Origin of the sequence: Anabaena sp. PCC 7108 (assembly GCF_000332135.1) — a bacterium.
Lineage (GTDB): Bacteria > Cyanobacteriota > Cyanobacteriia > Cyanobacteriales > Nostocaceae > Anabaena.
The window spans coordinates 1,127,346-1,151,772 of sequence record NZ_KB235896.1 but is presented as its reverse complement, the minus strand read 5'-3'; the positions used below and the strand labels follow the sequence as shown (position 1 = coordinate 1,151,772).

Here is a 24,427-nt window from a genome sequence, read left to right as displayed (position 1 = left end):
CCTATTTACTAACATTCCGCACATTATGTGCTTGTACGAAATGAGAGATTATTAAAAACTGATCTCAACATACTAGCAGTAAGTAGCATTTTTTGTAACTAAAAAAGTCAAGAAATCTTCATGAATGAGGAAAGCCACTATAAAGCAGCATCCTCTCAACCAAATCATCTGTCGTGACTGAATACCAGTATATTTTCCGTAAAATACCAGATATTTTCGTCAAAAAATATGATAATGATAATGATTATATTATAATAATGAAAATTAAGTACAGTATTCTGAAGGAAAGGAAACATGATGATGAAGACTTATGTCAGCAGGAGAACAGGCAGACTTAGAGGTAGAATATTGTCTTTTATGGCGTTGCTAATTTTATCAATGGTTTCTGGCTGTACCGAGACAAAAGAGGTGACACAGACAACCACAGAACAATCAGAACCAGCAAAGCCAGGAAAAACTCAAGTAGTCACAACATTTTTACCAGTGTATTTATTTACTAAGGCAGTAGCGGGAGATGCCGCAGATGTAGAAATTTTAGTCCAGCCCGGTACGGAGATACATGAATATCAGGCTACACCGGCTAATGTGAAAGCGATCGCAACAGCGAATGTATTAGTAAAAAATGGGCTGGGGTTAGAAGAATTTCTGGACGATACCATCAAAAATGCCCAAAACACCAAATTAGTTGAAATTGATGCCAGCAAGGGTATTAAGCCTATCAAGGAAATTTCTCCCATAGAGGAAATAGCAAAGGAAGAAAAAGATCACAACCACGAACATGGAGATGGAAATCCTCATGTTTGGCTAGATCCCGTTTTAGCGAAACAGCAAGTAGTAAATATTCGAGATGGATTAATTGCTGTTGATGCTGTGAATAAACCAACTTATGAAGCCAATGCGGCAGCATATATCCAAGAATTAGAGAATTTAAATAATGAATTTCAACAGACTTTACAGCAGACTCCAAATTGCACCTTTATTACCTTTCATGATGCCTTTCCTTACATAGCTAAACGCTATAAACTCAAACAATTAGCTGTTGTAGAAATTCCAGAAGATCAACTTTCACCCACAGATATACAAAAAGTTGTTAATGCTGTAAAAAAATACAAAGTAAAAGCTTTATTTAGTGAACCAGGGGTAGATAATAAACTATTTACCAGCCTTGCTAAAGACTTAAATTTAACTTTGCGAACCCTGGATTCTTTAGAAACTGGTGAGACAAATCCACAGTATTATTTTAAAGCAATGAAATCCAATTTACAGACTTTAGCAACAGCTTGTAAATAATTCTTTACAAATTCAGGCTACTAAACTCTTAATTTTTATTAGTCTGTTGATGTGGAATTATTAATCCTTGGCTAATTAGTAATTTAAAAAACGTAAAAAAATAAACTTTTGAATGACGACGAAAAAATAATGACATTACCAATATTAAAAGTAGAGGGATTAACTGTCTATCAAAGCAGTTATTTGGCTGTACGCGATGTTTCTTTTGAATTGTTAGCAGGAACAGACACAGCTATAGTTGGACCGAATGGTGCAGGTAAGAGTACCTTGGTAAAAGCTATTTTAGATTTAATTCCCAGAAATGCTGGTACAATTGAAATATTTGGTCGTCCAATATCTAGATTGGGGAGTTTACATCACCTGTTAGGCTATATGCCACAAAACTTTATTTTTGATCGTAGTTTTCCGATTTCTGTTAGTGAATTGGTGGGACTAGGAATAGGTGAAAGAAAACATTTATCGTTTTGGCAAAATCACAGACAAAAATCAGCAGCTATAACCGCAGCTTTACAGCGAACTGACGCATATCATCTGAGAAATCAAGCAATTGGAACTCTTAGTGGTGGTCAACTCAAGCGGGTTTTGTTGGCTTATTGTTTAGTAACTCCACGCAAATTTTTGGTACTTGATGAAGCTTTTGCTGGGGTAGATGTGCAAGGTGCGGCTGATTTTTATGTTTTACTAAATGAATTAAAAAGAGAAGAGGGCTGGACAATTTTACAGGTTTCCCATGATATTGATATGGTCAGCCGTCATTGCGATAGCGTTCTTTGTCTTAATCAAACCCTTGTCTGTACTGGTAAACCAGAAATTGCCCTTTCACCACAAAATCTTTTAGCAACTTATGGACCTGGTTTTAGCCGTTACCAACACAATCACTAAACAATTCTAGAACTTACGCATTAACAAAGTTAATCAAATATTAATTGTGGATTTTATGGTGCGTCAGATCCGATGATTTTCCCATAATTAACAAAATTTTGCCATCTGACGCACCCTACTAAATATGCCGGACGGAAATAACTAATTTGGGTTGATACAGATCATGTTTCATTTGTATAGTGCGTAAGTCATAAATTCAACATTCTAAATTTTAACAGTTCAGTAACAGTCAGACAAAGACTGAATCATGAGTTGTGGTTAAATCAATTTATGTAGAGAAAAAAACTAAAATATGCATCTATTGATTTTACATCCACACAACTTGTTAGTTATTGCTAATAATCAAGAATTAGTGGATTTATTACAATTCCCTTTCATGCAACGTGCCATTATTGGTGCTGTATTAATGGGAATACTAGGCGGTTTATTGGGCAGTTTTGTGACTTTGCGCCAGTTGTCATTTTTCAGCCATGCTGTTGGTCATGCAGCCTTAGTAGGCGTAGCATTAGGGGTATTATTAAACACAAATCCTACTTGGATGTTGTTACCTTTTACCTTGATTTTCGGGATTGTTGTTCTCTACTTAATTGACAAAACAGATTTAGGTAGTGATAGCGTTCTCAGTATAGTTTTATCAGGAGCATTAGCAATAGGTGTCATCCTCACCAGTATGATTAAAGGATATCGTGGCAATTTGATGGCTGTACTGTTTGGCGATATTCTCGCGATTGATATCACCGATTTAATTTTGACGCTGGTGATACTTGTCGGTAGCAGCATTTTTTTATTATCAACTCTGCGATCGCAAATTTTGTTAACTCTTAATCCTGATGTTGCCCAAGTACAAGGCGTTCCGGTACAATTGTACCGTTATGGGTTTGTTGTTTTGCTGTCTTTAGCCGTTGCTGTAGCTATTAAAGCTGTTGGCGTTTTACTTGTGAATGCCTTTTTAGTGATTCCCGCTGCCACTGCTAAACTGATGAGTCACCATTTTAGCCGCTTTCTCATTCTGTCGGTGCTGGTCGGTTCTAGCAGTAGTATTGGAGGAATAATGGTTTCAGGGATGTTTAACTTGGCTTCTGGACCTAGTATTGTTCTGGTACAGTTCCTCATCTTCCTCCTCGTTTTCACTTGGGTAAAGTTAGGGATCAAGGCAGCATAAAAGTTTCTTCTGTAAGCTACTTGACAAATCTTTCTTCCTTTGCTAAATTAAGTAATCGTGGTGGTCATAAAAAACCTCCGCCGGGATAGCTCAGTTGGTAGAGCAGAGGACTGAAAATCCTCGTGTCACGAGTTCAAGTCTCGTTCCTGGCATCATGTCTACAAAACAAACAATATTGCCTAGATTTTGACTATTGGCTCAAGAAATATAGGCATTATTTTTGCCTACTTAATTGGATGCCTAAGCCAGGAAGTCACCCTCCTGACTTAGGCATCTAGGTAAGGGCATGTTAGTTGCAGCTAATCTGCCTTGTTGTTGATTGGAGTAAACACAGGCAAATGGTTAAACCGAGTGACGATGACGTTATAAATTTTTCAGAAAACATAAACGGGTGGGATTTGTCCACAGGCAAGGTGAAAGCTGTACTGAAAGAGATAGAAGATACTGCTGCAAATCATCGGGACGGTGGTCAGCTAGCCGCTTATCTGGTGAGAGAGGGCGCTGCTTGCGAGTTTTTATCCATTAATGGTGGTGGATGGCGCAAAGGTAAGCTGAAATTAAAAATGGAGCTTGAATTCGTCCCCGATGAACCAGAATCGCAGCTAGATGACCTACGCTCTGACCTAAATATTTAATGTTCCAGTTACGCTAGTGGCACATCAAATAAGCACCAAAAAAAAGACCGGTTTACCAATTTTGGTAAATTCGTCTTAGTGAGATTATCGGAATACCAAGTCCGAGATAAAAACAGTTTGATGAGACATTTTATTTTAGTATTTTGTGCTTATACATTTATTCAATGGCATCGGTTAACGGGCGGTTTTAGAAGACGTTGGGCAAATAAACCATTAAACACATTTGTGGAAGCAAAAGACAGCTTTCCGTACAGCAGTATCTTATCGCTTTGTTGCTTGGCTCAACCATAATATTGACGTATTTATCGCTTACAAAGCGAGTTTGGGGTATGTTTGGGCTTAATTTTTTCTCAAGTACCGTTAGTCGGTTCACGTGAATAAAAACCCAGAAAAAGTTAATTTTCTGTTGATTTTGTAGTATATTAAAAAACGAGCGCGGAGGGATTTGAACCCCCGACCCACAGGACCGGAACCTGTTGCTCTATCCACTGAGCCACGCGCCCTTGACAATCTATTTTAGATCATAACATACTTTTTAAATTTAATTACAAGTAATTTGCTGGGTCAACGGGTGTACCATCACGACGGACTTCAAAATGTAGGTGAGGACCAGTAGAGAAGCCTGTAGAACCGACAGCAGCGATCGCTTGTCCTTTTTGGACAGTTTGTCCTTCACTGACATATAACTCGCTGGTGTGTCCATATAGTGTGGTAATTCCTTTACTATGACTGATAATAATGGCTTTACCATAACCACCATACCAGCCTGCAAAAATCACTGTACCTGAATCTGCGGCGCGAATTGTACTACCATAACCAGCAGCAAAATCCAAACCTGCATGAAAGCGACGATAACCCAGAATTGGATGTATCCTCCAACCAAAAGAACTGCTGGTGGGTGCGTCGCTGGGAAATGCAAAGATACCTGTACCACGAATCCAAATTTTACTATTAGCTTTTGCTAGTGCAGCTTCCCTCGCTTCTCTGGCTTGTTGTTCAGCTACTTTTTGTTGAATTAAAGCTTCTAGACTTTGAGAATCTTTTTCTAGTTGATTTTGTGCAGCTTCTAAAGCCAAGCGATCAGTATTTAAACGTTGAACTAATTCTGTTTGTGACTGGGCTTGATTTTGATAATCAGCTTTTTGGGCTAATAGTTGTTCTCTAATTAAAGCAATTTGATTTTTTTGTCCTTCTACTTCTGTTCTTTGTTGAATTAATAAATTTGCTTGATTTGCTAGTCGTTCTAGAATTTGCTGATCTGCTTTATAAACTAACTTCAACTGATAACGACGACTGATAAAATCGCTAATATTTTGACTTTGTAGTAAAACGGCTAATCCTTGAGAAGTCGGGGAACGCTGAATATATCGCAATCTTGCAACTGTCGCAACTTGCCGATTTTCATAATCACGTTCTGCAATAGCTAAACCAGTTTCTAATTCCTGAAGACGTTGGTTAGCTTGTTGTAATCTTAGCTCGCTTTCTTGAATATAGCTATTAGTAATTTGGATATTTTGCTTGACACCATTTAGGTGTTTTTGCGCTTCTATTTGCAAATTAGTTAAGCGATTTTGTTCTTGAATGATATTTTGACGTTGTTGCTGAACTTGCTGCTGTTGTTGTTTCAGGTTGTTAATGGAATTTGCTGTTACTGGTGACAGTATGATCAGAGTCCAGAAAATGTAGCAACAGATCAGCAATAACCACCACAATCTAATTTTTGGGAAAAATACCGTTTTCATCTAGTTACATTCAGCCAAAGCAGTGCCAACCTAAACAGTATTATGCCCAAAATCTTGGAAAACCTAACACATAGAACAGGGAATAGGGAATAGGGAATAGGGAATAGGGTTGAAAGTCTCTTTTAGTCCTAGTTTTATGAATAGCTTACGCCAAGCTGCGCTAACAAAAGATATTCTAATCACCCTATCCATTGCTATATTTAATAGTGTAGGAGTTACGCAGTCAATTAAAATCCTGTAAATCCTTAAATCCTGGACATCCTGATTCTGACAAGATTAAAATTTGTATATTAATTTAGATTTAATAGCGGGCAAGATGCCCGCACAACAGAATATTTAACTATAAAATGCTGATTTCCAACTTGCTAAATCTGCTAAGGATCTATCTCGATAACGTCCATATTTTTCCGGTTTACTCTTGATTCTCACACCCAAATCTGGGACAATGCCAAAATTAGGAGCCATCGGTTGAAAATGCTTAGGTGCAGCGGATCTGATAAACTCAAACAAAGCCCCCATCATCGTTGTGACGGGCAAAATTAGCGGTTCTTTTCCTAACGCCAATCTAGCTGCATTTGTTCCTGCTAACCAACCTCCCGCAGATGCAGCAGTATAACCTTCTGTTCCTATTAATTGTCCTGCTGCTAATAAAGTCGGACGTTCTTTAAATTGCAAACTTGCAGACATCAACTGCGGTGCATTTAAAAAAGTATTGCGGTGCATTACTCCTAATCTGACAAATTCGGCTTTTTCCAAACCAGGAATCATTTGAAAAACTCGTTTTTGTTCACCCCAACGTAAATTGGTTTGAAATCCTACCATATTCCAAAGTTGACCAGCTTTATCTTCTTGTCGCAATTGAATTACCGCATAGTTACGTTCTCCTGTGCGAGGATCTGATAAACCCACGGGTTTCAGGGGACCATAGCGCATGGTATCTTCTCCCCGTCGTGCCATTTCTTCAATCGGTAAACAAGCTTCAAAAAATTTCGCCGTTTCCTTTTCAAAGTCTTTTAATTCAGTTTGTTCTGCTTGACGTAATTCTGACCAAAAATGTAAATACTGCTCTTTATTCATGGGACAATTCAGATATGCTGCTTCACCTTTGTCATAACGGGAAGCCATAAAAGCAATATCTTTATTAATAGAATCTCCTAAAATAATCGGACTTGCAGCATCAAAAAAGTTGAGATATTCCATCCCAGTAAAACGCTGTAAATCTGCCGATAAATCAGGACTAGTTAAGGGTCCAGAAGCTAAAACAACAATACCTTCAGGAATTTCTTTAACTTCACCGCGTCGAAAATCAATTAATGGATGATTTGCTAAAGTTTGGGTTAAATCTTCGCCAAATTGTCCCCTATCTACTGCTAAAGCCCCACCAGCGGGGACTGCGTGTTCATCTGCTTTAGCAATAATAATAGAACCAAGTTGGCGTAATTCTTCGTGTAAGAGACCGGCAGCGCGATCGCTGGCCATAGCCCCGAAGGAGTTACTACAGACCAATTCTGCCAAATTTTCGGTATGATGGGCAGGGCTGAAGCATTTAGGGCGCATCTCGTGGAGGATTACAGGAACACCGGCTTGGGCTATTTGCCATGCTGCTTCTGTTCCTGCGAGTCCACCGCCAATTACTTGTATCGGTTGTTGTGTCATAGTTGTTTTTTTAATTACTTACCTTGGTTAAATTTCAATATCAAACCCCATTAAAAGCAGGTGGATAAACAACTTTACCTTGATATTTTTTATCGTCACTCGTTAATATTTTAACCATAAAAACATCATTTGGTACTGGAAAAGGAGACTCAATTTGATAATTAACTGATGGTAGAAAACCAAAACGAGTATAAAAAGCAGGATGACCAAGTACAATAACTATAGCGTCTCCTCTAGTATCTGCTATTTCTAAACTGGCTTTTACTAATGTGCTACCAATTCCCTGTTTTTGAAATTCTGGATGAACTGCTAGAGGTGCTAAACCTAGAACCGATAGAGTTTCTTTACCCACTAAATCAATATAGCTGTAGAGAATATGACCAATTATTTTACCTTTAATTTCTGCAACTAACGATAATTCTGGAATATATCGGTCGGAAAGGCGAATTTTTTCAATAAGTTTAGCTTCAGTTTCACCCTGAAAAGCTAGGGTATTTACCTCGGCTATTGCTGGATAGTCTGACGGAGTTTCACAACGAATATTGATCATATAATTACCAAGTTGAAAGTTTTAGATTCAAATATTAGATTCAAATATTAGATTTAAAAACCTATGAAAACTTACGATTGGATTGTTGTTGGTGCAGGTATTACAGGTGCTGCACTTGCTTATGAATTAGCAAAAACAGGATTTTCTGTACTTTTGCTAGAACAACAGACAACACCAGAGAATGCAACCCGCTATAGTTATGGTGGGGTTTCTTATTGGGCAGGAACTACACCAATTACACGCCAACTATATCAAGAAAGTATAGCCCGTCACCGTATTTTATCTCAAGAATTAGATGCTGATACTCAATTTCATGAATTAGATTTATTACTAACTATTGATACTAATACAAACCCGGAAATAACAGCCATATCCTATGCAGAAGTTGCCATTCCACCACGGTTACTAAGTATTCAAGAAGCTTGTGAATTAGAACCACTACTAAATAAGGATGCAATATCTGGCGCTTTAACTGTTAAACATGGACATATTCACCCAGAAAAAACAGCACAAGCATATATTCAAGCTATGTTACGTCTTGGGGGAGAAATAGAAGTTTCCCAAGTATTAGAATTTATAACTACAAATACAGGAAAATTTACAGGTGTAAATACTACTACTGAAATCTTCCACGGTGCTAATATTGCTATCTGTGCCGGTGGACTTAGCCGAAAATTACTGAAATCATCTGGTATTCCTATCAAGCTGTATTTTTCTCATGCAGAAATCATGGAAATACCACCCATAGAACTACGATTAAATACTTTAGTAATGCCAGCTAATATCAAAAGATTTCAATTAGATACGGAATCAACTCAAGTTGATGAATTGTGGGATGAAGTTGGTAATGAGATAGTAGCACCTATTTTAGATGCAGGTGCAGTCCAGTTTCTTGATGGTAGTTTACGATTAGGTCAAATTAGTCGTGTTCTCACAGATCCTGATGCCCAAGTTAACTCAGAAGCAAGTGAAAAATGGTTACGAACAAGTATCACACAAATCTTACCAGCTTTAGGAAATTTACCAGGAATTTGGCATCATTGTTTAGTGGCATTTAGTAAGGATAAATTGCCCTTAATTGGTGCTATTCCTGAATTTGAGGGAATTCATATTTTTTCCGGTTTTAGTAGTCCCTTGGTGCTGGTACTGCCCCTAGCAGAAAGGTTTGCTAAATCTGTATCTGGTCAGGAAGATGAAATTATTAACCAGTTATCTCCGAATCGCTGGAATTAGCAATGATATGATTCAATTGTAACTCTTCAATTTTTATATCTATTGTTTGTGAATTAATGATTTCGGTGGCTTCTTGTAATAATTGCTGTTGTTCTTTTTGAATAGTTTCTAAACGATGAGAAATTTCGGTTAATCTTTGTTGTTTATCTTGATTAATTTTTCTAGAATTTGCAGAAATTAATTTTGAATTATTGCTGTTATCTGTAATTGTTTTAACTGTAAAAAAACTAACTTTTATTAAAGATTGAATTAACTTTAATGGCAATTTTGCTATTGACCAACTAGCGGTTTCAATTAAATGCACAATTCCTTTAATGACACTCCAAAGGATAGCAATCAAAAACAGTAGGACTACTACACTGATAATTGGATGATTAACTACCCAACCTAGTATTTGTAAAAGTTGTAAAAATATAGGTTGTTGTGCGACCAAATTATGTAAATAAGAGGCAATACTATTTTTAATTGCCTCCGATGTTGTATTTTCAAGATGTTCAGCAGTTAGCCAACTATACATACAGAACATATAAAGATGAGACTGCGGTTATTTTAGACGTTAAGGCTAAATCTATGATGATTATTAGGGACAATAGGTACTAAAGAAACACTGAATTCTCTGGTGATTTTTTGAAGCCAGTCCTTGATTAAGGATGCTGGCATGGGTTTAGATAATAGATAGCCTTGTCCATAATTACATCCTAGCGATCGCAATTTATCACGTTGTTCAACTGTCTCGATCCCTTCGGCAACTATATCTAAGTCCAGAGTATGGGCTAAGGTAATTATTGCTTGTAATATTCCCAAGTTTCGCTCATTTTTTTGGATACGAGATACAAAAGAACGATCAATTTTTACGGTATCGATGGGTAAACCATGCAAATAAGATAATGAAGAATAACCAGTACCAAAATCATCAAGACTAATCTGAATACCTGCGGCTTGAAATGCTTCTAAATTGCTAATAATGGTTTGTGTATTATGCATCAGTATACTTTCTGTAATTTCCAATTTCAGCTTGATTTGATGCAGATTCAGTGATTGATATTGATGGATAATTTTTGGTACTAATTCTGGTTCATTTAATTGCACTCCTGATAAATTCACTGCCACACTCAGAGGTAGATAATCTGCTAACTGAACTTGCCAGATAGTCAACTGCCGACAAGCTGCTTCTAAAATCCAATCACCCAGGGGAATAATTAACCCTGTTTGTTCTGCTAAGGGAATAAACTGATCAGGTGCTATCCATCCTTTTTCAGGGTGTTGCCAGCGAATTAGTGCTTCAAAACCGACTATTTTGTAAGAATTTAAGGAAAAGATTGGCTGGTAAAAAAGTTGTAACTCTTCATTACTAATCGCTTTTCTCAAATCAGTTTCCATCTGTAAACGATTCGATGCATCCTTTTGCATACTTTGATTATACACAACTGTAGGATATTTTAATCCCTGTTGCTTCGCAGTGTGATTAGCAATTTCTGCTGCCCGCAAAAACTCTTCTGCTTCTTTAAATTCTCTAGAGGAAGTAACTATACCAATAGTAATAGAGGCATAAATTAATAAGCCTTCTAACTCGAAGGGCGGATCAATTATTTGATGTACTTCATATCCTATATCTTCTGCCTCACTAACATAACTGATATTGTTTAGTAGTAGGGCAAATTCGTCATTTCCTATGCGTGCTAAATAATCACCTGGACGTAAGGTCTTTTGTAGGCGTTCTCCTACTTGAATGAGTAGTTGTTCACTTTTATTATGTCCAAAGCCATATTTAATCTTTCTATATTGGTCAATATCCAAAAAAATGACTGCAAATATATGGTTATTCTGGATATATTCTTGTAAGGTAGTTAAGAAAGCATTCCGATTAGGTAAGTTGGTTAATTCATCACAAAAAGCTAAAAATTTTACCCTTTCTATTGCCTGTCTGTGTTCAGATCGCATCTGGGCTTCTCGCAACTCACGAGTAATAGCTGGAACTAGTCGAGTCAGATTTTGCTTGAGTAAATAATCGTGCGCTCCAGATATCATTAAATCAATGGCTGTTTCATCACCAATAGAACCAGAAACAACAATAAAAGGAATATCAAGTTGACGCTGTTTGACTATCTCCAGTGCCTGGTTGGCACTAAAATGGGGCATGGAATAATCTGTTAAAATTACATCCCATTCTTGATGATCAAGAGCTTCTATCATTGCTTGGGCTGTATCAACCTGATGATAAATTACTTCATAATTTGCACATTCTAACTCTAATATAAGCAATTCAGCATCATCTCGATTGTCTTCAATAATCAGAGCTTTAATCTTATCATTCATAAATAATTGGGTTATTAAGTATTGGGAGGAGGACTGTTTAAAACTAACCAGTAGACTCCTATCTGTTGTATGACATTGACAAATTCGTCATAATCAACAGGTTTGCGGATATAACTGTTGCAACCCAAACCATAGCCTTGAAGCCGATCACTCTCTTCATGAGAGGTCGTCAAAATCACAATAGGTAACAATCGAGTGCGAGTATGAGATCGAATTTGCCGCAGAACTTCCAAACCATTGATTCGGGGTAACTGCAAATCTAACAAAATCAAATCTGGTAAGGGAGCTAAAGTAGAGTTATTTGCAAATAGGTAGTTGATGGCTTCAACTCCATCTCTAGCAATGACAATGTTTTCTTGCAGCACTGATTTCTCAAATGCTAATAGTGTTAACTCTACATCATCAGGATTATCCTCAACAATAAGTAGTGTATTAGTTACAGTCATTTCTCGTGGATCATACCTTACTTTTGCTATTAATCTTCAAAATGTACCAATTATTTTTAGAATGTACTAACTAAGGAGGCAAAGATTGCAGATCCATAACTAGCAAACTTTTTCTCAAGATTTTAAAACATCAAGGTTAAGGATAAGTAATAATGCAGAATAATAACATAAAATTATTTATGTTATTGCGCTGCCAAATTTGAAAGTATTCAATTAATTATGTATGGGTACTGAGAGTTTAAAATAGAAGGCTGCACCTTCTCCAACCCATCCTTCTGCCCATACATCACCTCCATGGCGGCGAACTATTCTTTGCACAGTTGCTAAACCGATACCTGTACCAGGAAATTCTTCCACCGTATGCAGACGTTGAAAAGGTTGAAATAGCTTGTGTGCATAAGTTGCATCAAAGCCAACTCCATTATCACGGACAAAGTAAGCCAAACAAGAATCATTATTTCTGCGAGAATTCATACAGCCTAATTCAATATTTGCCTGTATTTTAACTGATGTAAATTTCCAGGCATTGTTGAGAAGATTTTCTAGAACAATCCTCAAAAGTTGCTGATCACCGCTAACAATTAGGTCAGGGGAAATGAGCCAATTGACTTGGCGTTCTGGATTACGGTCGTTGAGTTCTTGGGCAATTTCTTGAGCGATCGCACTTAGATTAACTTGAGTAAGTCGCATTTGACTACGAGTTACCCGTGAGAGTTGCAGCAAATCATCAATTAATTCTCCCATGCGCTGGGTTCCTTTACGGATACGAGTTAAATAATGCTTACCTTTATCATCTAATTGATCTTGGTATCGCTCTAGTAATGCTTTACTAAAACCATCAATACCGCGCAGGGGAGAACGTAAATCATGGGAAACAGAGTAAGAAAATGATTCTAGTTCTTTATTGGCAGCTGTGAGTTCCGTGGTGCGTTGCTGCACTCGCATCTCTAGTTGTTCATTCAGTTCCCGAATTTCCAGTTCAGCCTGTTTGCGATTTGTGATATCCGTACAAGCTCCCACCCACTCACGAATGGAACCGTCAGTTTCCACAATCGGCATAGCCCGCACCCAAAAATACTTATATTCTCCATAGCGATCTAAAATACGAGATTCGTTTTCATATAAATCCCCACTTTCAAGAGCTTGTAACCAAATTTCCTTTGTAGTTTCTTGATCATCGGGATGAATACTTTTGCTCCAATTCCACCCTTGATATTCAGCAAAGGATTTTCCTGTAAAAGCCTCCCAACTTTCCTGAGGAGTGGTGAATTGTCCAGTTGCATCGGTTGTCCAAGTCACTTGGGCAGTAACTTCTACCAAAGAACGATAGCGTTCTTGACTATGTTGAAGGGCAATTTCTGTGAGTTTGCGATTTGTGATATCCGCAGCAATCCCCGCATGACGTAAGATATCCCCAGATTGGTTGTAAATTGGGAAAACACGAGCAGAAATCCAACGAACTTCACCACTGGGACGAATAATTCGATATTCCTCGTGTAGGGGTTCACCTTGAATTAGACGAGTGCAAGCCGCGAAAATGCGATCGCTATCTTCTGGGTGAATAGACTCATTCCAAGACTCTGGGTTTTGGTATAAGCTTTCACAACTTCGCCCCCATATTTCTTCATAGCCAGGATTGACATATAACATCTCACTTAGGTCTGCTGAGTTGATATGAAAGACCTCATGAATATTTTCGGCTAATTCCCGAAACTTGGACTCACTCTCACGCAGGGCTTGTTCTGTCTGCTTGCGTTCAGTAATATCTGCGATTGACCCTATCATGCGAATGGGATTACCCTGTTTATCCCATTGGGCAATTGCTTGAGATGCCACCCATTTGTAACTACCATCTTGATGGCGCAAACGATATTCACTGTGATATTTAGGAGTTTTGTTAGTCAAATGATTTTCTACAGACTTGATCACCCGTTCACAATCATCGGGATGAAGACGATTAGCCCACTCTGATTTAGGAATGGTGAGACTCTGGGGAGTTTCTCCTAATAAGCTAAACCAACGTTCAGAGAATGTGGTCATATTGCTGGCAGCGTCCCATTCCCATATAGCATCTAGGGCGGCATTTGTTGCCAGTCGCCAGCGTTCTTCACTGATACTCAGAGCGTTTTGTGTTTGTTTGAGGGATGTGATTTCAGTGATAAACCCTTGAATTATTTGGATTTGTCCATCAATGGCTATTCCTTTACCTTTTTCCCATAACCATTTTTGCTCACCTAATTTACTATGAATGCGGTACTCTACTTGGTAGAAAATATTGTCTGCGATCGCTCTTTCAATAGCCGCTAAAATTTTAGGCAAATCCTCTGCCACAATCAAATCTTGAAACTTGTCAGCCTCAACACCACATAATTCTGCTTTGCTATAACCAGTTATAGCCAAACAACCATCACTCACATCTTGAATTGTCCAATTTACATCCACATAACGAGAAAAAACAATTCCTGGCAAAGTATTAATGAGATTGGATAATTTAAGACGGTTTTCATTTAAAGCATTATTTACAGCCTCTAACTGGGCTGTGCGTTTCTCAACTCGTGCTTCTAAATTTTCATTAGCTTCTTTCAGCGCCTGTTGATATTCCTTTTGTTGGTAATCAATTGCATTAAGATATTTAGCATTCCACCAAACTATTCCACCTAACACAAAGATATTCACAATTGCTCTAATTACAAATCCCACCTCTGGGGGAAATATATTATTGCGATTGGCTAATACAAATAATGCTGTATTCAAAATAGGAGTGCCAATAATTACGGGCAAGAGGCTACGAATAATGACTCCACCTAAGTAAGGACTCATTGCTACCTTCATCCAACCCCCTTGAGGACAAGCTAACAAAACTGCTATCCCTAGTAATATAAAAGCCACACTTGTATGCAGTGCCATACTAGTAAACGGCATCAGATAATAGAATTTACGAATCCCCAATCCGTAGCCTAAAAGTCCTAACATGGCTATTAAAGAACTTCCTAAAGCTAGACTTTGGGCAATACTAATCGTTCGTTTTGACAAAAGAATTAGGGCTAAACCCAGCCAAAAAAAGCAAAGGGCTGTATTTGGTGCCATCCTTCCTGGACTAGAAGTAGCAACAGCATTTATTGATTCCTGAATCAGTAATTGATCAATTCTTAAATTAATGTTGAAGCCATACTGAATGAGTGTCAATAAACCAATTAACGCCACAATAACTGCTAAAATCTGGGACAGTAATTGAGGAACAAATAATTTCCGTTGACGAGGCTGATGCCACAACCACAAGGAAATTCCACTCAACAGAAACCCCAAAGCCGTGTTGACTTTCATTGTCACCAGTCCCGGTAACACACTCTTGAAAACTGGCAAATCAAAAATCCATCCTAGTAAAACAACAAAACCAATCAAAGCTGTGATGATTCCCAGTTTTACTGAAAGGTTACGAGTTAATGAATTAAGCTTCATAGATGAACCAGTCATATCGTGTTCGGTTCAAGATTTATAATTAAGTAATTAAGTGAAGCTGATATCAGGTTAATCTTATCCTGCTGAGGAAATGGTCATATCAGCAAGTTTATAAGAACTTGATCTTTTTTTTACTATACAACAAGTGCTTATAATTCTACATTATATGTAATAGCAAATGTAGCTTAAGTTTAAGCCTAGCTTGCAATCTATCTTTAGGTCTATTTTTGGAAAATAAAAAAAATTATGTTTACCTAAAAAACCTCTCCCCCACAGGAAGAGAGGTTGTGAACAGAAGAATAGGGGAAAGGTCTCTTTTTCCTTCCCTATTTCTAATTAGCAAACAAGTCTAAATCTGTAACAGCACCGACACTACTAGAAGCTACTAATTTGGCATATTTCGCCAAAACGCCTTTAGTATAACGGGGTGCTGGGGGTTGCCACTTAGCACGACGACTGTCTAATTCTGCATCTGATACATTAACTTGTAATAGACGAGCATTGGCATCTATGGTGACGCTATCACCTTCTTCTACAAGTCCAATATTTCCACCTACGGCTGCTTCTGGGGCGACGTGTCCAACTACCATACCATAAGTACCACCGGAAAAGCGTCCGTCGGTAATTAATCCCACTGAATCACCTAAACCAGCACCGATAATGGCGGAAGTGGGAGCAAGCATTTCTCGCATTCCGGGGCCACCTTTGGGTCCTTCGTAACGAATAATAATCACATCACCGGCTTTGATTTTCCCTGCCAAAATCGCATCTAAGCAAGATTCTTCAGATTCAAATACTCTTGCTGGTCCTGTAATTACGGGCTTTTTCACACCTGTAATTTTGGCAACTGCACCTTCTGTGGCTAAGTTACCTTTGAGAATGGCTAGATGTCCTTGTGCGTACATAGGGTTATCCCAAGGACGAATTACATCTTGGTCTGTGCGTGGTTCTGCGGGGATATCGGCTAGGACTTCAGCTACAGTTTGCCCGGAAATAGTGAGACAATCACCATGTAATAAGTTATGTTCTAGTAACATTTTCATAACTTGGGGAATACCACCAGCTTTGTGTAAATCTGTGGCGACATATTTACCACTGGGTTTCAAATCACACAATACGGGGACACGTCCGCGAATAGTTTCAAAGTCATCTAAATTTAGTTCTACACCAGCTGCACGAGCGATCGCTAAAAAATGTAAAACTGCATTGGTAGAACCACCAACGGCCATAATTACCGAAATGGCATTTTCGATAGATTTGCGGGTGATAATTTGCAGAGGTAATATCTGCTTACGAATAGCTTCGACTAAAACAAAGGCAGATTTTTCCGTACTGTCGGCTTTTTCGGCATCTTCTGCGGCCATGGTGGAAGAGTAGGGTAAACTCATTCCCAATGCTTCAAAGGCTGAAGACATGGTGTTAGCTGTGAACATTCCCCCACAGGAACCAGCACCAGGACAAGCACGACTTTCAATTGCTAAAAGTTCCGCTTCGTCAATTTTGCCGGCGCTGTGTTGACCAACTGCTTCAAATGAACTCACAACGGTTAAGTCTTTACCATTGTAGTGTCCGGGTTTGATTGTGCCACCATAAACAAAGATAGCAGGGATATTCATGCGAGCGATCGCTAACATTGCCCCTGGCATATTTTTATCACAACCACCAATGGCCAGCACACCATCCATACTTTGACCTGTACAGGCAGTTTCAATGGCATCTGCAATTACTTCCCGTGACACTAGGGAATATTTCATCCCTTCGGTTCCCATCGAAATCCCATCACTAATGGTAATCGTACCGAAAATTTGAGGCATTGCGCCGGCATTTTTGACGCTACTTTCTGCCCTTTGTGCCAGTTGATTAATCCCCATATTACAGGGAGTGATGGTACTGTAACCATTGGCAATACCGACAATGGCTTTGTTGAAATCTTCATCTTTGAAACCAACTGCTCGTAGCATAGCCCGATTAGGCGATCGCTGTACACCTTGGGTAACAACTTTACTTTTTAAATTTTCCGGCATTGTTTTTTCACTCATTATCATTACTCAATTAAATCTCTGTACGAGTATGATATGTATACTTTTTTGAGATGTCCAATATATATTTATGTAAAATTAAGACTTATAAAATATCATAAATATGGAACTACGACACCTGCGCTACTTTATCGCTGTAGCTGAGGAATTGCATTTCAGTAAAGCCGCAGAAAAACTGCACATAGCTCAACCGCCTCTCAGTCAACAAATCCAGCAGCTAGAAGCAGAATTAGGCGTAAAACTTTTTGATCGCAAAACGAAGCGACAAGTACAGCTAACAGAAGCTGGAAAGGTATTTTTACAAGAAGCTTATCAACTACTGGTGCAACTAAAAAGCGCAGTGGCATTGACTCAAAGAACTGGCAGAGGTGAAACAGGTCAACTGCGAATAGGATTTACTAGTTTGGTAATTTACGACCTATTACCCTTGATTTTGCGAAAATTCCGCGAGCAATTTCGAGAAGTAGAAATAGAATTACTGGAATTAACTACAAGCCAACAAGAAGAAGCACTGAGAGATTCTCTGATTCAAGTAGGTTTTGGTCATCCTCCTTTAGAAGATGACACACTATCTTATGAGTGTATTCACAAGGAGACCTTAGTGGTGGCTTTGTCGTCAACTCATTCATTGGCTCAAAAAGATTATATCTCAGTGCGATCGCTCCTAAATGAATCTTTGATCATGTTTCCTCGTTATTTAGCACCAGGACTTTATGATCGCATTATGAGCCTTTTTCACCAGGCAAATTTTAGCCCTAACATTACTCAAGAAGCGATTCAAATGCAAACAATTATTGGCCTGGTATCGGCTGGAATGGGTGTGGCCATTACACCATCTTCTTTACAGAACCTGCAAAGGTCTGGTGTAGTTTATCGTCCGATTTTGGAAGAAGTACCCTTAATAGAAACTGCTATGATCTGGCAGCAAGGCAGTTTAACGCCTATTGTCGAGAATTTTTTAAAATGTACTCAAGAGTTTATGGCTGGTAATTTGGTGATTGGTAATTGGTGATTGGTAATTGGTGATTGGTAATTGGTGATTGGTAATTGGTAATTGGTAATTGGTAATTGGTAATTGGTAATTGGTAATTGGTAATTGGTAATTGTTCAGAGGGAACAGGAAGCAACTCTTAACAGAAAAAACTCATGTTTAAAAACATGAGATTGAAATAATGACACTGTTTTTTTCGTGTCACTCTCCTTGTAAAAACATCCTTTTTTTTGACTGAGCTTTAAACTCTTAAACTTTAGTTTTTTATTTGTTCCCTGTTCCCTGTTCCCTGTTCCCTGTTCCCTGTTCCCTTCTTTTGTAATTGGTAATTGGTAATTGTTGATTGGTGATAGAATCCCAGTTTTCATGGTGTTTATCCTGGAATCCTGGAAATCCTGATTCTGAACCTTTTTTCTTCCCCTATAGTCTTACACCTCTAAAAAGGCAGAAATTGCAACAACACTGAACCCAGACTACCGACAAAATCCATGAAGCTGGGTTTACCAGCACTTACTTTTTCACCATAAGGTGTTTTCACTTCCAGAATAAAAGCTTGTGCTGTTAGCGCTCCTTTAGGATTTTTTTGTTCTTCAAACAATTTTGCTGCCATTTCGGCATCTTCTAAGGCGCTTTTTCGGTCTAAGCCTTGGTAACTAGCTACACCACGGGATAAATATGCACCTGCATAGTCTGGTTTTAGTGCGATCGCTTGACTAAAATAATCAATAGCTGGTTTAAGGTTGCCTTTTTCTGCAGCTGCTACACCCCAAGCATAAAATTCTTCTGGTTTAGCAATTTGCGAAGGTATACCAATAGCACCTTGGAAGTTAACCGCATTAAGGTTAGCATCAGTCAATTCTACATTCATTAAATAGGTGTTTCCCAAATTAGCACCCGTGAGATTCGCTCCGCTGAGTTTAGCGTCACTCAAGTTAACACCAAATAAACTAGCACCACGCAAATCAGCACCACGCAAATCAGCACCACTCAAGTTTGCACGGCTGAGGTTAGCACCTGCAAGATTTGCACCGCTTAAATTGGCTCCTGATAAGTCAGCCATGACCAAACCTGCATTACGGAGGTTACAATTTTGACATTCTTTAGTTGCTAATAACTGTTTTATGGCTTCATAATTTGACGTTTGGGCGGTTGCGGGTAAGCTGATAGTTAGCAAAAGTGATGCTGTAGCCAGAATGGAGTTTTTCATAATCAGTGTCACAGTATATCTTAATCAAAACTCAATGGTAGCTGATTGAGATTTATACTTAATGATAATATGAGTAATCTAAATCAATCGACCACCGTATTTGTCTTAGACTTGGTTTGGCGACGTTGAGTCAGAGTAAAAGCCTCTTGGTGATGTGAAATAGTTTTGGCGAGCCTATAGTTAGAATTAGACCAACCTATATCAGTAAATAAGCTGAAACTAAATGTTGAAATAATTGCTAGTAATAATTTTTCTACCATCATCAACTTAATTCTCCCTCAATCAGTCAATCATCACTTAAATGTTGATTTTCTTATTGAAATATAGTTTACTATCCCATCTAAAATATAGGTGATAATTTAATCATTTATCAATGATTGAAAACCAAGGCTATTGTGATCTGTATCACCTACATTTTTTACTTATTTCTTATTTTTAATGCCTTAAAAAGGCATGATAGGGAGTTTATTTATACCTAATGGTAGAACATTAACTTCCTCCAAAAGATTGATGGAAACTTAATTAAACCATGTAGTAATTAAGTTATTGCCTGGAATAAATTCGGGAATAGTTCGAGAATAATACTTTTATATTTCTGGAGGAATATAAATATGGTTATAGGTGTAAATAGGCGTGCTGTAGGCGTATTTTCTCATCGTCGTGATGCTGAACAAGCGCTGCATGACTTAAAAAATTCAGGCTTTCCAATGGAAAAAGTTTCTATTATTGCCAAGGATAGAGATAACAAAGAAGATATTGCTGGTACACAAGTAACAGAAAAAGTTGGAGATAAGTCTGAAGAAGGAGCAAAAGTTGGGGGAATTTCTGGTGGTACGGTAGGTGGATTGACTGGCTTATTAATTGGTTTGGGGACTTTAGCAATTCCCGGCGTTGGTCCAATTATGCTGGCAGGAGGAGTAGCCACCGCCTTAGCTACAACTGTTGCAGGTGCTGGTATTGGTGCAGTAGCAGGTAGTTTAATTGGTGGTTTGATTGGCTTAGGAATTCCCGAAGAACGAGCCAGAATTTACAACGAAAGAGTCGAACAAGGAGCTTATTTAGTCATAATCGATGGTACAGACGCGGAACTGACTAGAGTAAGAGAAATTCTCCATAATCGGGGCGTTGAAGACTTTGAAGTCTATGATGCTCGTGATCTTAATAAAGATCAACCCAGTGTCGAGCGAATCAAACAAGCTGAAACAGTTCCTATGCATCACCCTGAAGAACCTCCAATCATTGTTGTTGATCATCGAGAAAAAACAGTTTAATTCTTATTCTCCAGATCCTTATTTTAAGAGCAAGATCATGAAAATTTTGCTCTTATCTCTTATCCAAGAACCGACATTTTATCTTGATATCAAGACCTACACTAATGAAAAGACTAACTTCATTCTTAATTAGTTCAATTTTACTTTTTAGCGCTGCTTGTGATAATACTTCCAAGACAGCCGTCACTGCACCTGATGCTGGAGAAGTTCCAGCAAGTCCGGCTGCACAAACCACACAAGCAGCTAAGGAAGATGCCCAAAGTGAACTCCGTAGAAGACAACTCAATTCTGATATTCGCGCTCGTGAAGAACGAAATTTAATTACTGGTGGTGATACTGATAGAGCCGCAGCCGACTTAGCAAGTGAAGTCCGCTCTAAATTAGAGGCGAATATTCCTGGTAGTGCATTAACAGTTAATGCGACTAAAGATGGTACAGTTACAGTAACAGGAACTGTGAGTCAGGAAGATCAGTTAGCAAAGATTGAACCTTTAACAAAAGAAATTAAGGGAGTGAAAAAAGTAATTGTCAAAGCTAAGACCATACCACCAAAAAGCTGAAACTATTAACAGTTATCACTACTAAGTCTGCTGATATCTTGCACCATTGACAATCACAGTAGGGCGATACTCTGCTCACAACCTAAAAATAAGCGAACCTGAAGAGACTTCTCTGTTAAAAGAGAAATTTTTTTGACTGGGGTATTTTCAGTCTAGACTGGTATATTAATTTAAGTCCAGTTACTTATCAAAACTGTTGTGGCCGCCAAATGGCAAACATTATGGAAACTCAACAACAGCAACCAGGATCAGCTAATTCCGTTTCTTCTCAAGATTTTTTAGCTCTTGAGGGTGCAGAAGCTGCAAATTTGCCAAAGCTTCCGCCAGCTAAGGAACCAGAAGCTCAATGGCAGCGAATTAACAGACAAATTTTCGACTTCTTAGCGCAGCTACCTGATTATTTAGGTAGTTTTTTGAACCAAAACAAGCAGGCTTTACTAACTGTTGTTTTAATCTTATCTGCCCTTGTGACCGTCAAAGTAGCTCTAGCAATCCTAGATGCTATTGATGATGTACCGTTGTTAGCACCTATTTTTGAGATAATTGGTTTAGTTTATGCCATCTGGTTTACTTTCCGTTATCTCATCAAAGCTGAAACACGGCAGGAATTATCGCAGAAAGTTAGTTTGCTGAAACAGCAACTTTGAGATTAAATTTTTCAGTGCTTTTGAAGATAAATTCATTAGCTAATTGAAGTTAGGGTAGGCAGTTTCTACCCTAAATTTTTTATTTAATTCAACTAAAAATAGTTGATAGCACAGCTTGGCGTAAGCCATGCTTTAGTTTTCAGTTTTTAACTCCAGCAATTTGCCATCTTCTGTAGTCATGACTTACGTAAAATCATGAATAAAATCAGCGCAGAGGACACGGAGGAATAAGAGTTTGGAAGAGTTTAGGACTTACGCACTAAGTAGGTGGGCGTTAAAAATTGTCGTTGGGGTAAGGCAGGGAGCAGGGGGCAGGGAGCAGAGGGAAAGAGGGTTTCAGCCCTATTTACTTTTCTTCACATACCTTTAAATTTTTCTGTTTACCTACTTATACAAACTTACCATGATCTGAATGAACGAAATTGCCTCGTTTTAGGCTTTGGGAATAACTTATTGAGTCATTGACTATTTTTTATATGATGAATAAATCTTTAGACAGAGAAGTTTAGTAAATATTCTTAATATATATACTTCTTTAGATAGTATATTTACTATCTCCAAAATTATAATCTAGTCTCGAAGTTATACAAAGATAACGAGGACTAAATTGATGGCTAATGAAGCAGGTAAAAAAACAATTGATTCTGCTCATCGGGTTGATTCAGATACATATGATCGAGGCATCATTCCGGCAGAAACAGCAGCACGCATAGCCAGAGAAGGAGAAAATTATAAAAAAATTCCCACGGAAGAAAAACTCTCAAGTGCGCCTACAGATGACCAAAGTAATGATGAAAGCGTCCGCACCACCGATGGTTACACAGTTGATCAAGAAGGTCTGTTGAACAACTATCCGGTAGAACCGGAAATGTATTATCAAGTTCCAGGTGATGCGCGAGAAGAACTAACCAGAGATGCAGCAGAACGCCTTAAGGAACTTCGAGAAATTAATGAACATAACCCCGGTGAATTGACAGAAAATAATGACCAACGACGTAAAGGAACTGGAATGATTTAGTAAATATTCGCTGTTCTGGGTGCAATCAAGTAATTGCACTCATTATTCACAGGAGTATTTCATTTCCACATTCAAATCGGGCAATCCTTCTAATTTTTCAGTGAGTATTTCTTCTGCTACTGATGGGACAAAAATCTTTAATCCACCTGGTATACATTTAATTTCCACAGGAGTTGTACCCACTATTTCCCCATCTATAACTATCTTTTGTGGTGGGTCAGTTGTGATTTTAAACTGTTTACTTCGCAGATAGCCAATATCATCCCGTTCCGCTGCAATACCTGTGGAAGCTGTTTGAAATAAATGGAACGTGGCAGCGATCGCACCTGCTTTACTCTCTGGAGCTACAATTGTTAAATCTAGCAATCCATCATCAAAAATAATCCCCGCTGGCCCCTGAGCTAAAACTGATGTGGGAGGTGCAGCATTTGCAACTGTCACTGCTGATGCAATAGTTCTAATTATCTTATTTTCTGTTTCAATTTCGACGGCAAATTTCTGTAAATTTTGTAGTTCTTGGATGCCTGCTAAAATATAAGCTACCATCCCAAACCGATTTTTAGCTTCCCTATCTGCTTTCTCGACTGCTCCCGCTTCAAAGCCAATACCTACCAATAAAACCATCGGTTGATCATTACAATAGGCTATATCTACTGTGCGGGTTTTACCTTGTAAAATTGTTTCACAAGCTGCGACGATTGTATTAGGAATATTTAAAGCTGAGGCAAAAGCATTTGCTGTTCCCCGTGAAATAATGCCAAAGGGAATACTTGTATTAATTACAGCCGCCGCAGCAGCGGATAAAGTTCCATCTCCCCCAGAAACAATAATCTCCTCCACTCCCCTAGCTACTGCTGCCTTTGCTAGTTCATCAGCATCTATTTCTGCGGTTGTGAAATAAATATCTAAGTCAATTTCTGGCTCTAATATTGTCCTGATTTGCTCTAATTCTAATTCTGAATTACCCTGACCTGCAACAGGATTAAAGATCAGGCAGGCTGAACGGTTCATAGGGATAAAAAATAGGTTGACTTATATATAGTATATTGCAGGTAAATATACTATCAAATTTTATTTATTTTATCTAATTTTTTCAAATCATCATCATACCATTTCACGAACTGCCTAATCCAAATTATTAGTCTCTGATTCTTTTCTCCTGCTGCCTATTTATATCAACCTAAAAGTAAGCCAGTATCAAAAGGAGAATTTTAGCTAAAATTAACCTTTTCTTGCTCATAAATTAACATTTTGATTGTTCACTGATATTGAATTCATTTTTTGCTGCAACATTTTAAACCCCCGAAAACCTGTTAATTACAG

The 24,427-nt window shown here is 38.2% G+C and carries 21 protein-coding genes, 2 tRNA genes and 1 pseudogene; 12 read left to right on the top strand and 12 right to left on the bottom strand.

Annotated elements, in window-relative coordinates:
• The first annotated feature begins 297 nt into the window (after positions 1–297).
• The 6 genes and pseudogenes from ANA7108_RS0106000 to ANA7108_RS28595 all read left to right on the top strand — a co-directional run.
• A complete protein-coding gene (locus tag ANA7108_RS0106000) occupies positions 298–1,290 on the top strand; it encodes a metal ABC transporter substrate-binding protein (protein ID WP_026104007.1) in 993 nt (330 codons plus the stop codon).
• A gap of 129 nt (positions 1,291–1,419) precedes the next feature.
• Complete coding sequence (locus ANA7108_RS0105995) at positions 1,420–2,172, top strand: metal ABC transporter ATP-binding protein (protein ID WP_016949864.1); 753 nt, start codon at positions 1,420–1,422, stop codon at positions 2,170–2,172.
• Positions 2,173–2,464: 292 nt separating this feature from the next.
• A complete protein-coding gene (locus ANA7108_RS0105990) occupies positions 2,465–3,334 on the top strand; it encodes a metal ABC transporter permease (RefSeq protein WP_016949863.1) in 870 nt (289 codons plus the stop codon).
• A 79-nt stretch (positions 3,335–3,413) separates the two neighbouring features.
• Positions 3,414–3,486: transfer RNA gene (locus tag ANA7108_RS0105985), tRNA-Phe, on the top strand.
• A gap of 186 nt (positions 3,487–3,672) precedes the next feature.
• The gene (locus ANA7108_RS26910) at positions 3,673–3,969 is read left to right on the top strand and encodes a KGK domain-containing protein (protein ID WP_016949862.1); all 297 of its coding nucleotides are present in this window, start codon (positions 3,673–3,675) and stop codon (positions 3,967–3,969) included.
• 84 nt (positions 3,970–4,053) lie between these two features.
• A pseudogene (locus ANA7108_RS28595) lies at positions 4,054–4,312 on the top strand (IS701 family transposase); the annotation flags it as partial.
• Positions 4,313–4,399: 87 nt separating this feature from the next.
• Here ANA7108_RS28595 and ANA7108_RS0105975 read toward each other — a convergent pair.
• The 4 genes from ANA7108_RS0105975 to ANA7108_RS0105960 all read right to left on the bottom strand — a co-directional run bounded on the left by ANA7108_RS0105975 (position 4,400) and on the right by ANA7108_RS0105960 (position 7,917).
• Positions 4,400–4,472 (bottom strand) — tRNA-Arg (locus ANA7108_RS0105975).
• A gap of 42 nt (positions 4,473–4,514) precedes the next feature.
• A complete protein-coding gene (locus ANA7108_RS0105970) occupies positions 4,515–5,711 on the bottom strand; it encodes a murein hydrolase activator EnvC (protein ID WP_016949861.1) in 1,197 nt (398 codons plus the stop codon).
• 336 nt (positions 5,712–6,047) lie between these two features.
• Entirely contained in the window at positions 6,048–7,367 is a 1,320-nt protein-coding gene (trmFO, locus tag ANA7108_RS0105965) for an FADH(2)-oxidizing methylenetetrahydrofolate--tRNA-(uracil(54)-C(5))-methyltransferase TrmFO (RefSeq protein ID WP_016949860.1), read from the bottom strand.
• Positions 7,368–7,407: 40 nt separating this feature from the next.
• Positions 7,408–7,917: a GNAT family N-acetyltransferase gene (locus ANA7108_RS0105960; RefSeq protein ID WP_016949859.1), complete on the bottom strand. Its 510-nt coding sequence runs from the start codon at positions 7,915–7,917 to the stop codon at positions 7,408–7,410.
• Between the two features lie 63 nt (positions 7,918–7,980).
• Between ANA7108_RS0105960 and ANA7108_RS0105955 the strand changes: the two genes are divergently transcribed.
• The gene (locus ANA7108_RS0105955; RefSeq protein ID WP_016949858.1) at positions 7,981–9,150 is read left to right on the top strand and encodes an FAD-binding oxidoreductase; all 1,170 of its coding nucleotides are present in this window, start codon (positions 7,981–7,983) and stop codon (positions 9,148–9,150) included.
• On the opposite strand, the gene ANA7108_RS26905 is transcribed toward ANA7108_RS0105955, so the two are convergent.
• The 5 genes from ANA7108_RS26905 to ilvD form a co-directional block, all read right to left on the bottom strand.
• Complete coding sequence (locus tag ANA7108_RS26905; RefSeq protein WP_016949857.1) at positions 9,119–9,667, bottom strand: hypothetical protein; 549 nt, start codon at positions 9,665–9,667, stop codon at positions 9,119–9,121. The two genes, ANA7108_RS0105955 and ANA7108_RS26905, sit on opposite strands and share 32 nt — an antisense overlap.
• 32 nt (positions 9,668–9,699) lie before the next feature.
• Positions 9,700–11,466 carry an EAL domain-containing protein gene (locus ANA7108_RS0105945; protein WP_016949856.1) on the bottom strand — a complete coding sequence of 589 codons (1,767 nt, stop codon included), beginning with the start codon at positions 11,464–11,466 and terminating at the stop codon, positions 9,700–9,702.
• A gap of 14 nt (positions 11,467–11,480) precedes the next feature.
• Entirely contained in the window at positions 11,481–11,912 is a 432-nt protein-coding gene (locus ANA7108_RS0105940; protein ID WP_016949855.1) for a response regulator, read from the bottom strand.
• 213 nt (positions 11,913–12,125) lie between these two features.
• Positions 12,126–15,386, bottom strand: a complete 3,261-nt coding sequence (locus ANA7108_RS28120) for a PAS domain-containing protein (protein ID WP_084776870.1) — start codon at positions 15,384–15,386, stop codon at positions 12,126–12,128.
• Between the two features lie 317 nt (positions 15,387–15,703).
• Positions 15,704–17,395, bottom strand: a complete 1,692-nt coding sequence (gene ilvD, locus ANA7108_RS0105930; protein WP_026104005.1) for a dihydroxy-acid dehydratase — start codon at positions 17,393–17,395, stop codon at positions 15,704–15,706.
• 118 nt (positions 17,396–17,513) lie between these two features.
• Here ilvD and ANA7108_RS0105925 point away from each other — a divergent pair, with 118 nt between their 5' ends.
• Complete coding sequence (locus ANA7108_RS0105925) at positions 17,514–18,422, top strand: LysR family transcriptional regulator (protein ID WP_016949852.1); 909 nt, start codon at positions 17,514–17,516, stop codon at positions 18,420–18,422.
• A gap of 415 nt (positions 18,423–18,837) precedes the next feature.
• Here the strand turns inward: ANA7108_RS0105925 and ANA7108_RS0105915 are convergent, their stop codons facing one another.
• Positions 18,838–19,608: a pentapeptide repeat-containing protein gene (locus ANA7108_RS0105915; protein ID WP_016949850.1), complete on the bottom strand. Its 771-nt coding sequence runs from the start codon at positions 19,606–19,608 to the stop codon at positions 18,838–18,840.
• A gap of 83 nt (positions 19,609–19,691) precedes the next feature.
• Positions 19,692–19,871 (bottom strand): hypothetical protein, encoded by a 180-nt coding sequence (locus ANA7108_RS0105910; protein ID WP_016949849.1) that lies wholly within the window; start codon positions 19,869–19,871, stop codon positions 19,692–19,694.
• 348 nt (positions 19,872–20,219) lie between these two features.
• Between ANA7108_RS0105910 and ANA7108_RS0105905 the strand changes: the two genes are divergently transcribed.
• From ANA7108_RS0105905 to ANA7108_RS0105890, 4 genes are all read left to right on the top strand, one after another.
• The gene (locus ANA7108_RS0105905) at positions 20,220–20,879 is read left to right on the top strand and encodes a general stress protein (protein WP_016949848.1); all 660 of its coding nucleotides are present in this window, start codon (positions 20,220–20,222) and stop codon (positions 20,877–20,879) included.
• Positions 20,880–20,983: 104 nt separating this feature from the next.
• A complete protein-coding gene (locus ANA7108_RS0105900; RefSeq protein WP_016949847.1) occupies positions 20,984–21,439 on the top strand; it encodes a BON domain-containing protein in 456 nt (151 codons plus the stop codon).
• Positions 21,440–21,648: 209 nt separating this feature from the next.
• Positions 21,649–22,086 (top strand): CAAD domain-containing protein, encoded by a 438-nt coding sequence (locus ANA7108_RS0105895; protein WP_237741487.1) that lies wholly within the window; start codon positions 21,649–21,651, stop codon positions 22,084–22,086.
• A gap of 610 nt (positions 22,087–22,696) precedes the next feature.
• Positions 22,697–23,104 (top strand): hypothetical protein, encoded by a 408-nt coding sequence (locus tag ANA7108_RS0105890; protein WP_016949845.1) that lies wholly within the window; start codon positions 22,697–22,699, stop codon positions 23,102–23,104.
• A gap of 42 nt (positions 23,105–23,146) precedes the next feature.
• Here the strand turns inward: ANA7108_RS0105890 and ANA7108_RS0105885 are convergent, their stop codons facing one another.
• Complete coding sequence (locus ANA7108_RS0105885; protein WP_016949844.1) at positions 23,147–24,115, bottom strand: YegS/Rv2252/BmrU family lipid kinase; 969 nt, start codon at positions 24,113–24,115, stop codon at positions 23,147–23,149.
• Positions 24,116–24,427: the final 312 nt, after the last annotated feature.

Excerpts from the sequence above, each read along its gene's own strand:
- ANA7108_RS0105915 (WP_016949850.1), bottom strand. The coding sequence starts at position 19,608 with ATGAAAAACTCCATTCTGGCTACAGCATCACTTTTGCTAACTATCAGC.
- ANA7108_RS0106000 (WP_026104007.1), top strand. The coding sequence starts at position 298 with ATGATGAAGACTTATGTCAGCAGGAGAACAGGCAGACTTAGAGGTAGA.
- ilvD (WP_026104005.1), bottom strand. The coding sequence starts at position 17,395 with ATGCCGGAAAATTTAAAAAGTAAAGTTGTTACCCAAGGTGTACAGCGA.
- ANA7108_RS0105900 (WP_016949847.1), top strand. The coding sequence starts at position 20,984 with ATGAAAAGACTAACTTCATTCTTAATTAGTTCAATTTTACTTTTTAGC.
- ANA7108_RS0105945 (WP_016949856.1), bottom strand. The coding sequence starts at position 11,466 with ATGAATGATAAGATTAAAGCTCTGATTATTGAAGACAATCGAGATGAT.
- ANA7108_RS26905 (WP_016949857.1), bottom strand. The coding sequence starts at position 9,667 with ATGTATAGTTGGCTAACTGCTGAACATCTTGAAAATACAACATCGGAG.
- ANA7108_RS0105925 (WP_016949852.1), top strand. The coding sequence starts at position 17,514 with ATGGAACTACGACACCTGCGCTACTTTATCGCTGTAGCTGAGGAATTG.
- ANA7108_RS0105955 (WP_016949858.1), top strand. The coding sequence starts at position 7,981 with ATGAAAACTTACGATTGGATTGTTGTTGGTGCAGGTATTACAGGTGCT.
- ANA7108_RS0105910 (WP_016949849.1), bottom strand. The coding sequence starts at position 19,871 with ATGATGGTAGAAAAATTATTACTAGCAATTATTTCAACATTTAGTTTC.
- ANA7108_RS0105990 (WP_016949863.1), top strand. The coding sequence starts at position 2,465 with ATGCATCTATTGATTTTACATCCACACAACTTGTTAGTTATTGCTAAT.
- ANA7108_RS0105895 (WP_237741487.1), top strand. The coding sequence starts at position 21,649 with ATGGCAAACATTATGGAAACTCAACAACAGCAACCAGGATCAGCTAAT.
- ANA7108_RS0105905 (WP_016949848.1), top strand. The coding sequence starts at position 20,220 with ATGGTTATAGGTGTAAATAGGCGTGCTGTAGGCGTATTTTCTCATCGT.
- ANA7108_RS0105890 (WP_016949845.1), top strand. The coding sequence starts at position 22,697 with ATGGCTAATGAAGCAGGTAAAAAAACAATTGATTCTGCTCATCGGGTT.
- ANA7108_RS0105995 (WP_016949864.1), top strand. The coding sequence starts at position 1,420 with ATGACATTACCAATATTAAAAGTAGAGGGATTAACTGTCTATCAAAGC.
- ANA7108_RS0105885 (WP_016949844.1), bottom strand. The coding sequence starts at position 24,115 with ATGAACCGTTCAGCCTGCCTGATCTTTAATCCTGTTGCAGGTCAGGGT.
- trmFO (WP_016949860.1), bottom strand. The coding sequence starts at position 7,367 with ATGACACAACAACCGATACAAGTAATTGGCGGTGGACTCGCAGGAACA.
- ANA7108_RS26910 (WP_016949862.1), top strand. The coding sequence starts at position 3,673 with ATGGTTAAACCGAGTGACGATGACGTTATAAATTTTTCAGAAAACATA.
- ANA7108_RS0105940 (WP_016949855.1), bottom strand. The coding sequence starts at position 11,912 with ATGACTGTAACTAATACACTACTTATTGTTGAGGATAATCCTGATGAT.
- ANA7108_RS0105960 (WP_016949859.1), bottom strand. The coding sequence starts at position 7,917 with ATGATCAATATTCGTTGTGAAACTCCGTCAGACTATCCAGCAATAGCC.
- ANA7108_RS28120 (WP_084776870.1), bottom strand. The coding sequence starts at position 15,386 with ATGACTGGTTCATCTATGAAGCTTAATTCATTAACTCGTAACCTTTCA.
- ANA7108_RS0105970 (WP_016949861.1), bottom strand. The coding sequence starts at position 5,711 with ATGAAAACGGTATTTTTCCCAAAAATTAGATTGTGGTGGTTATTGCTG.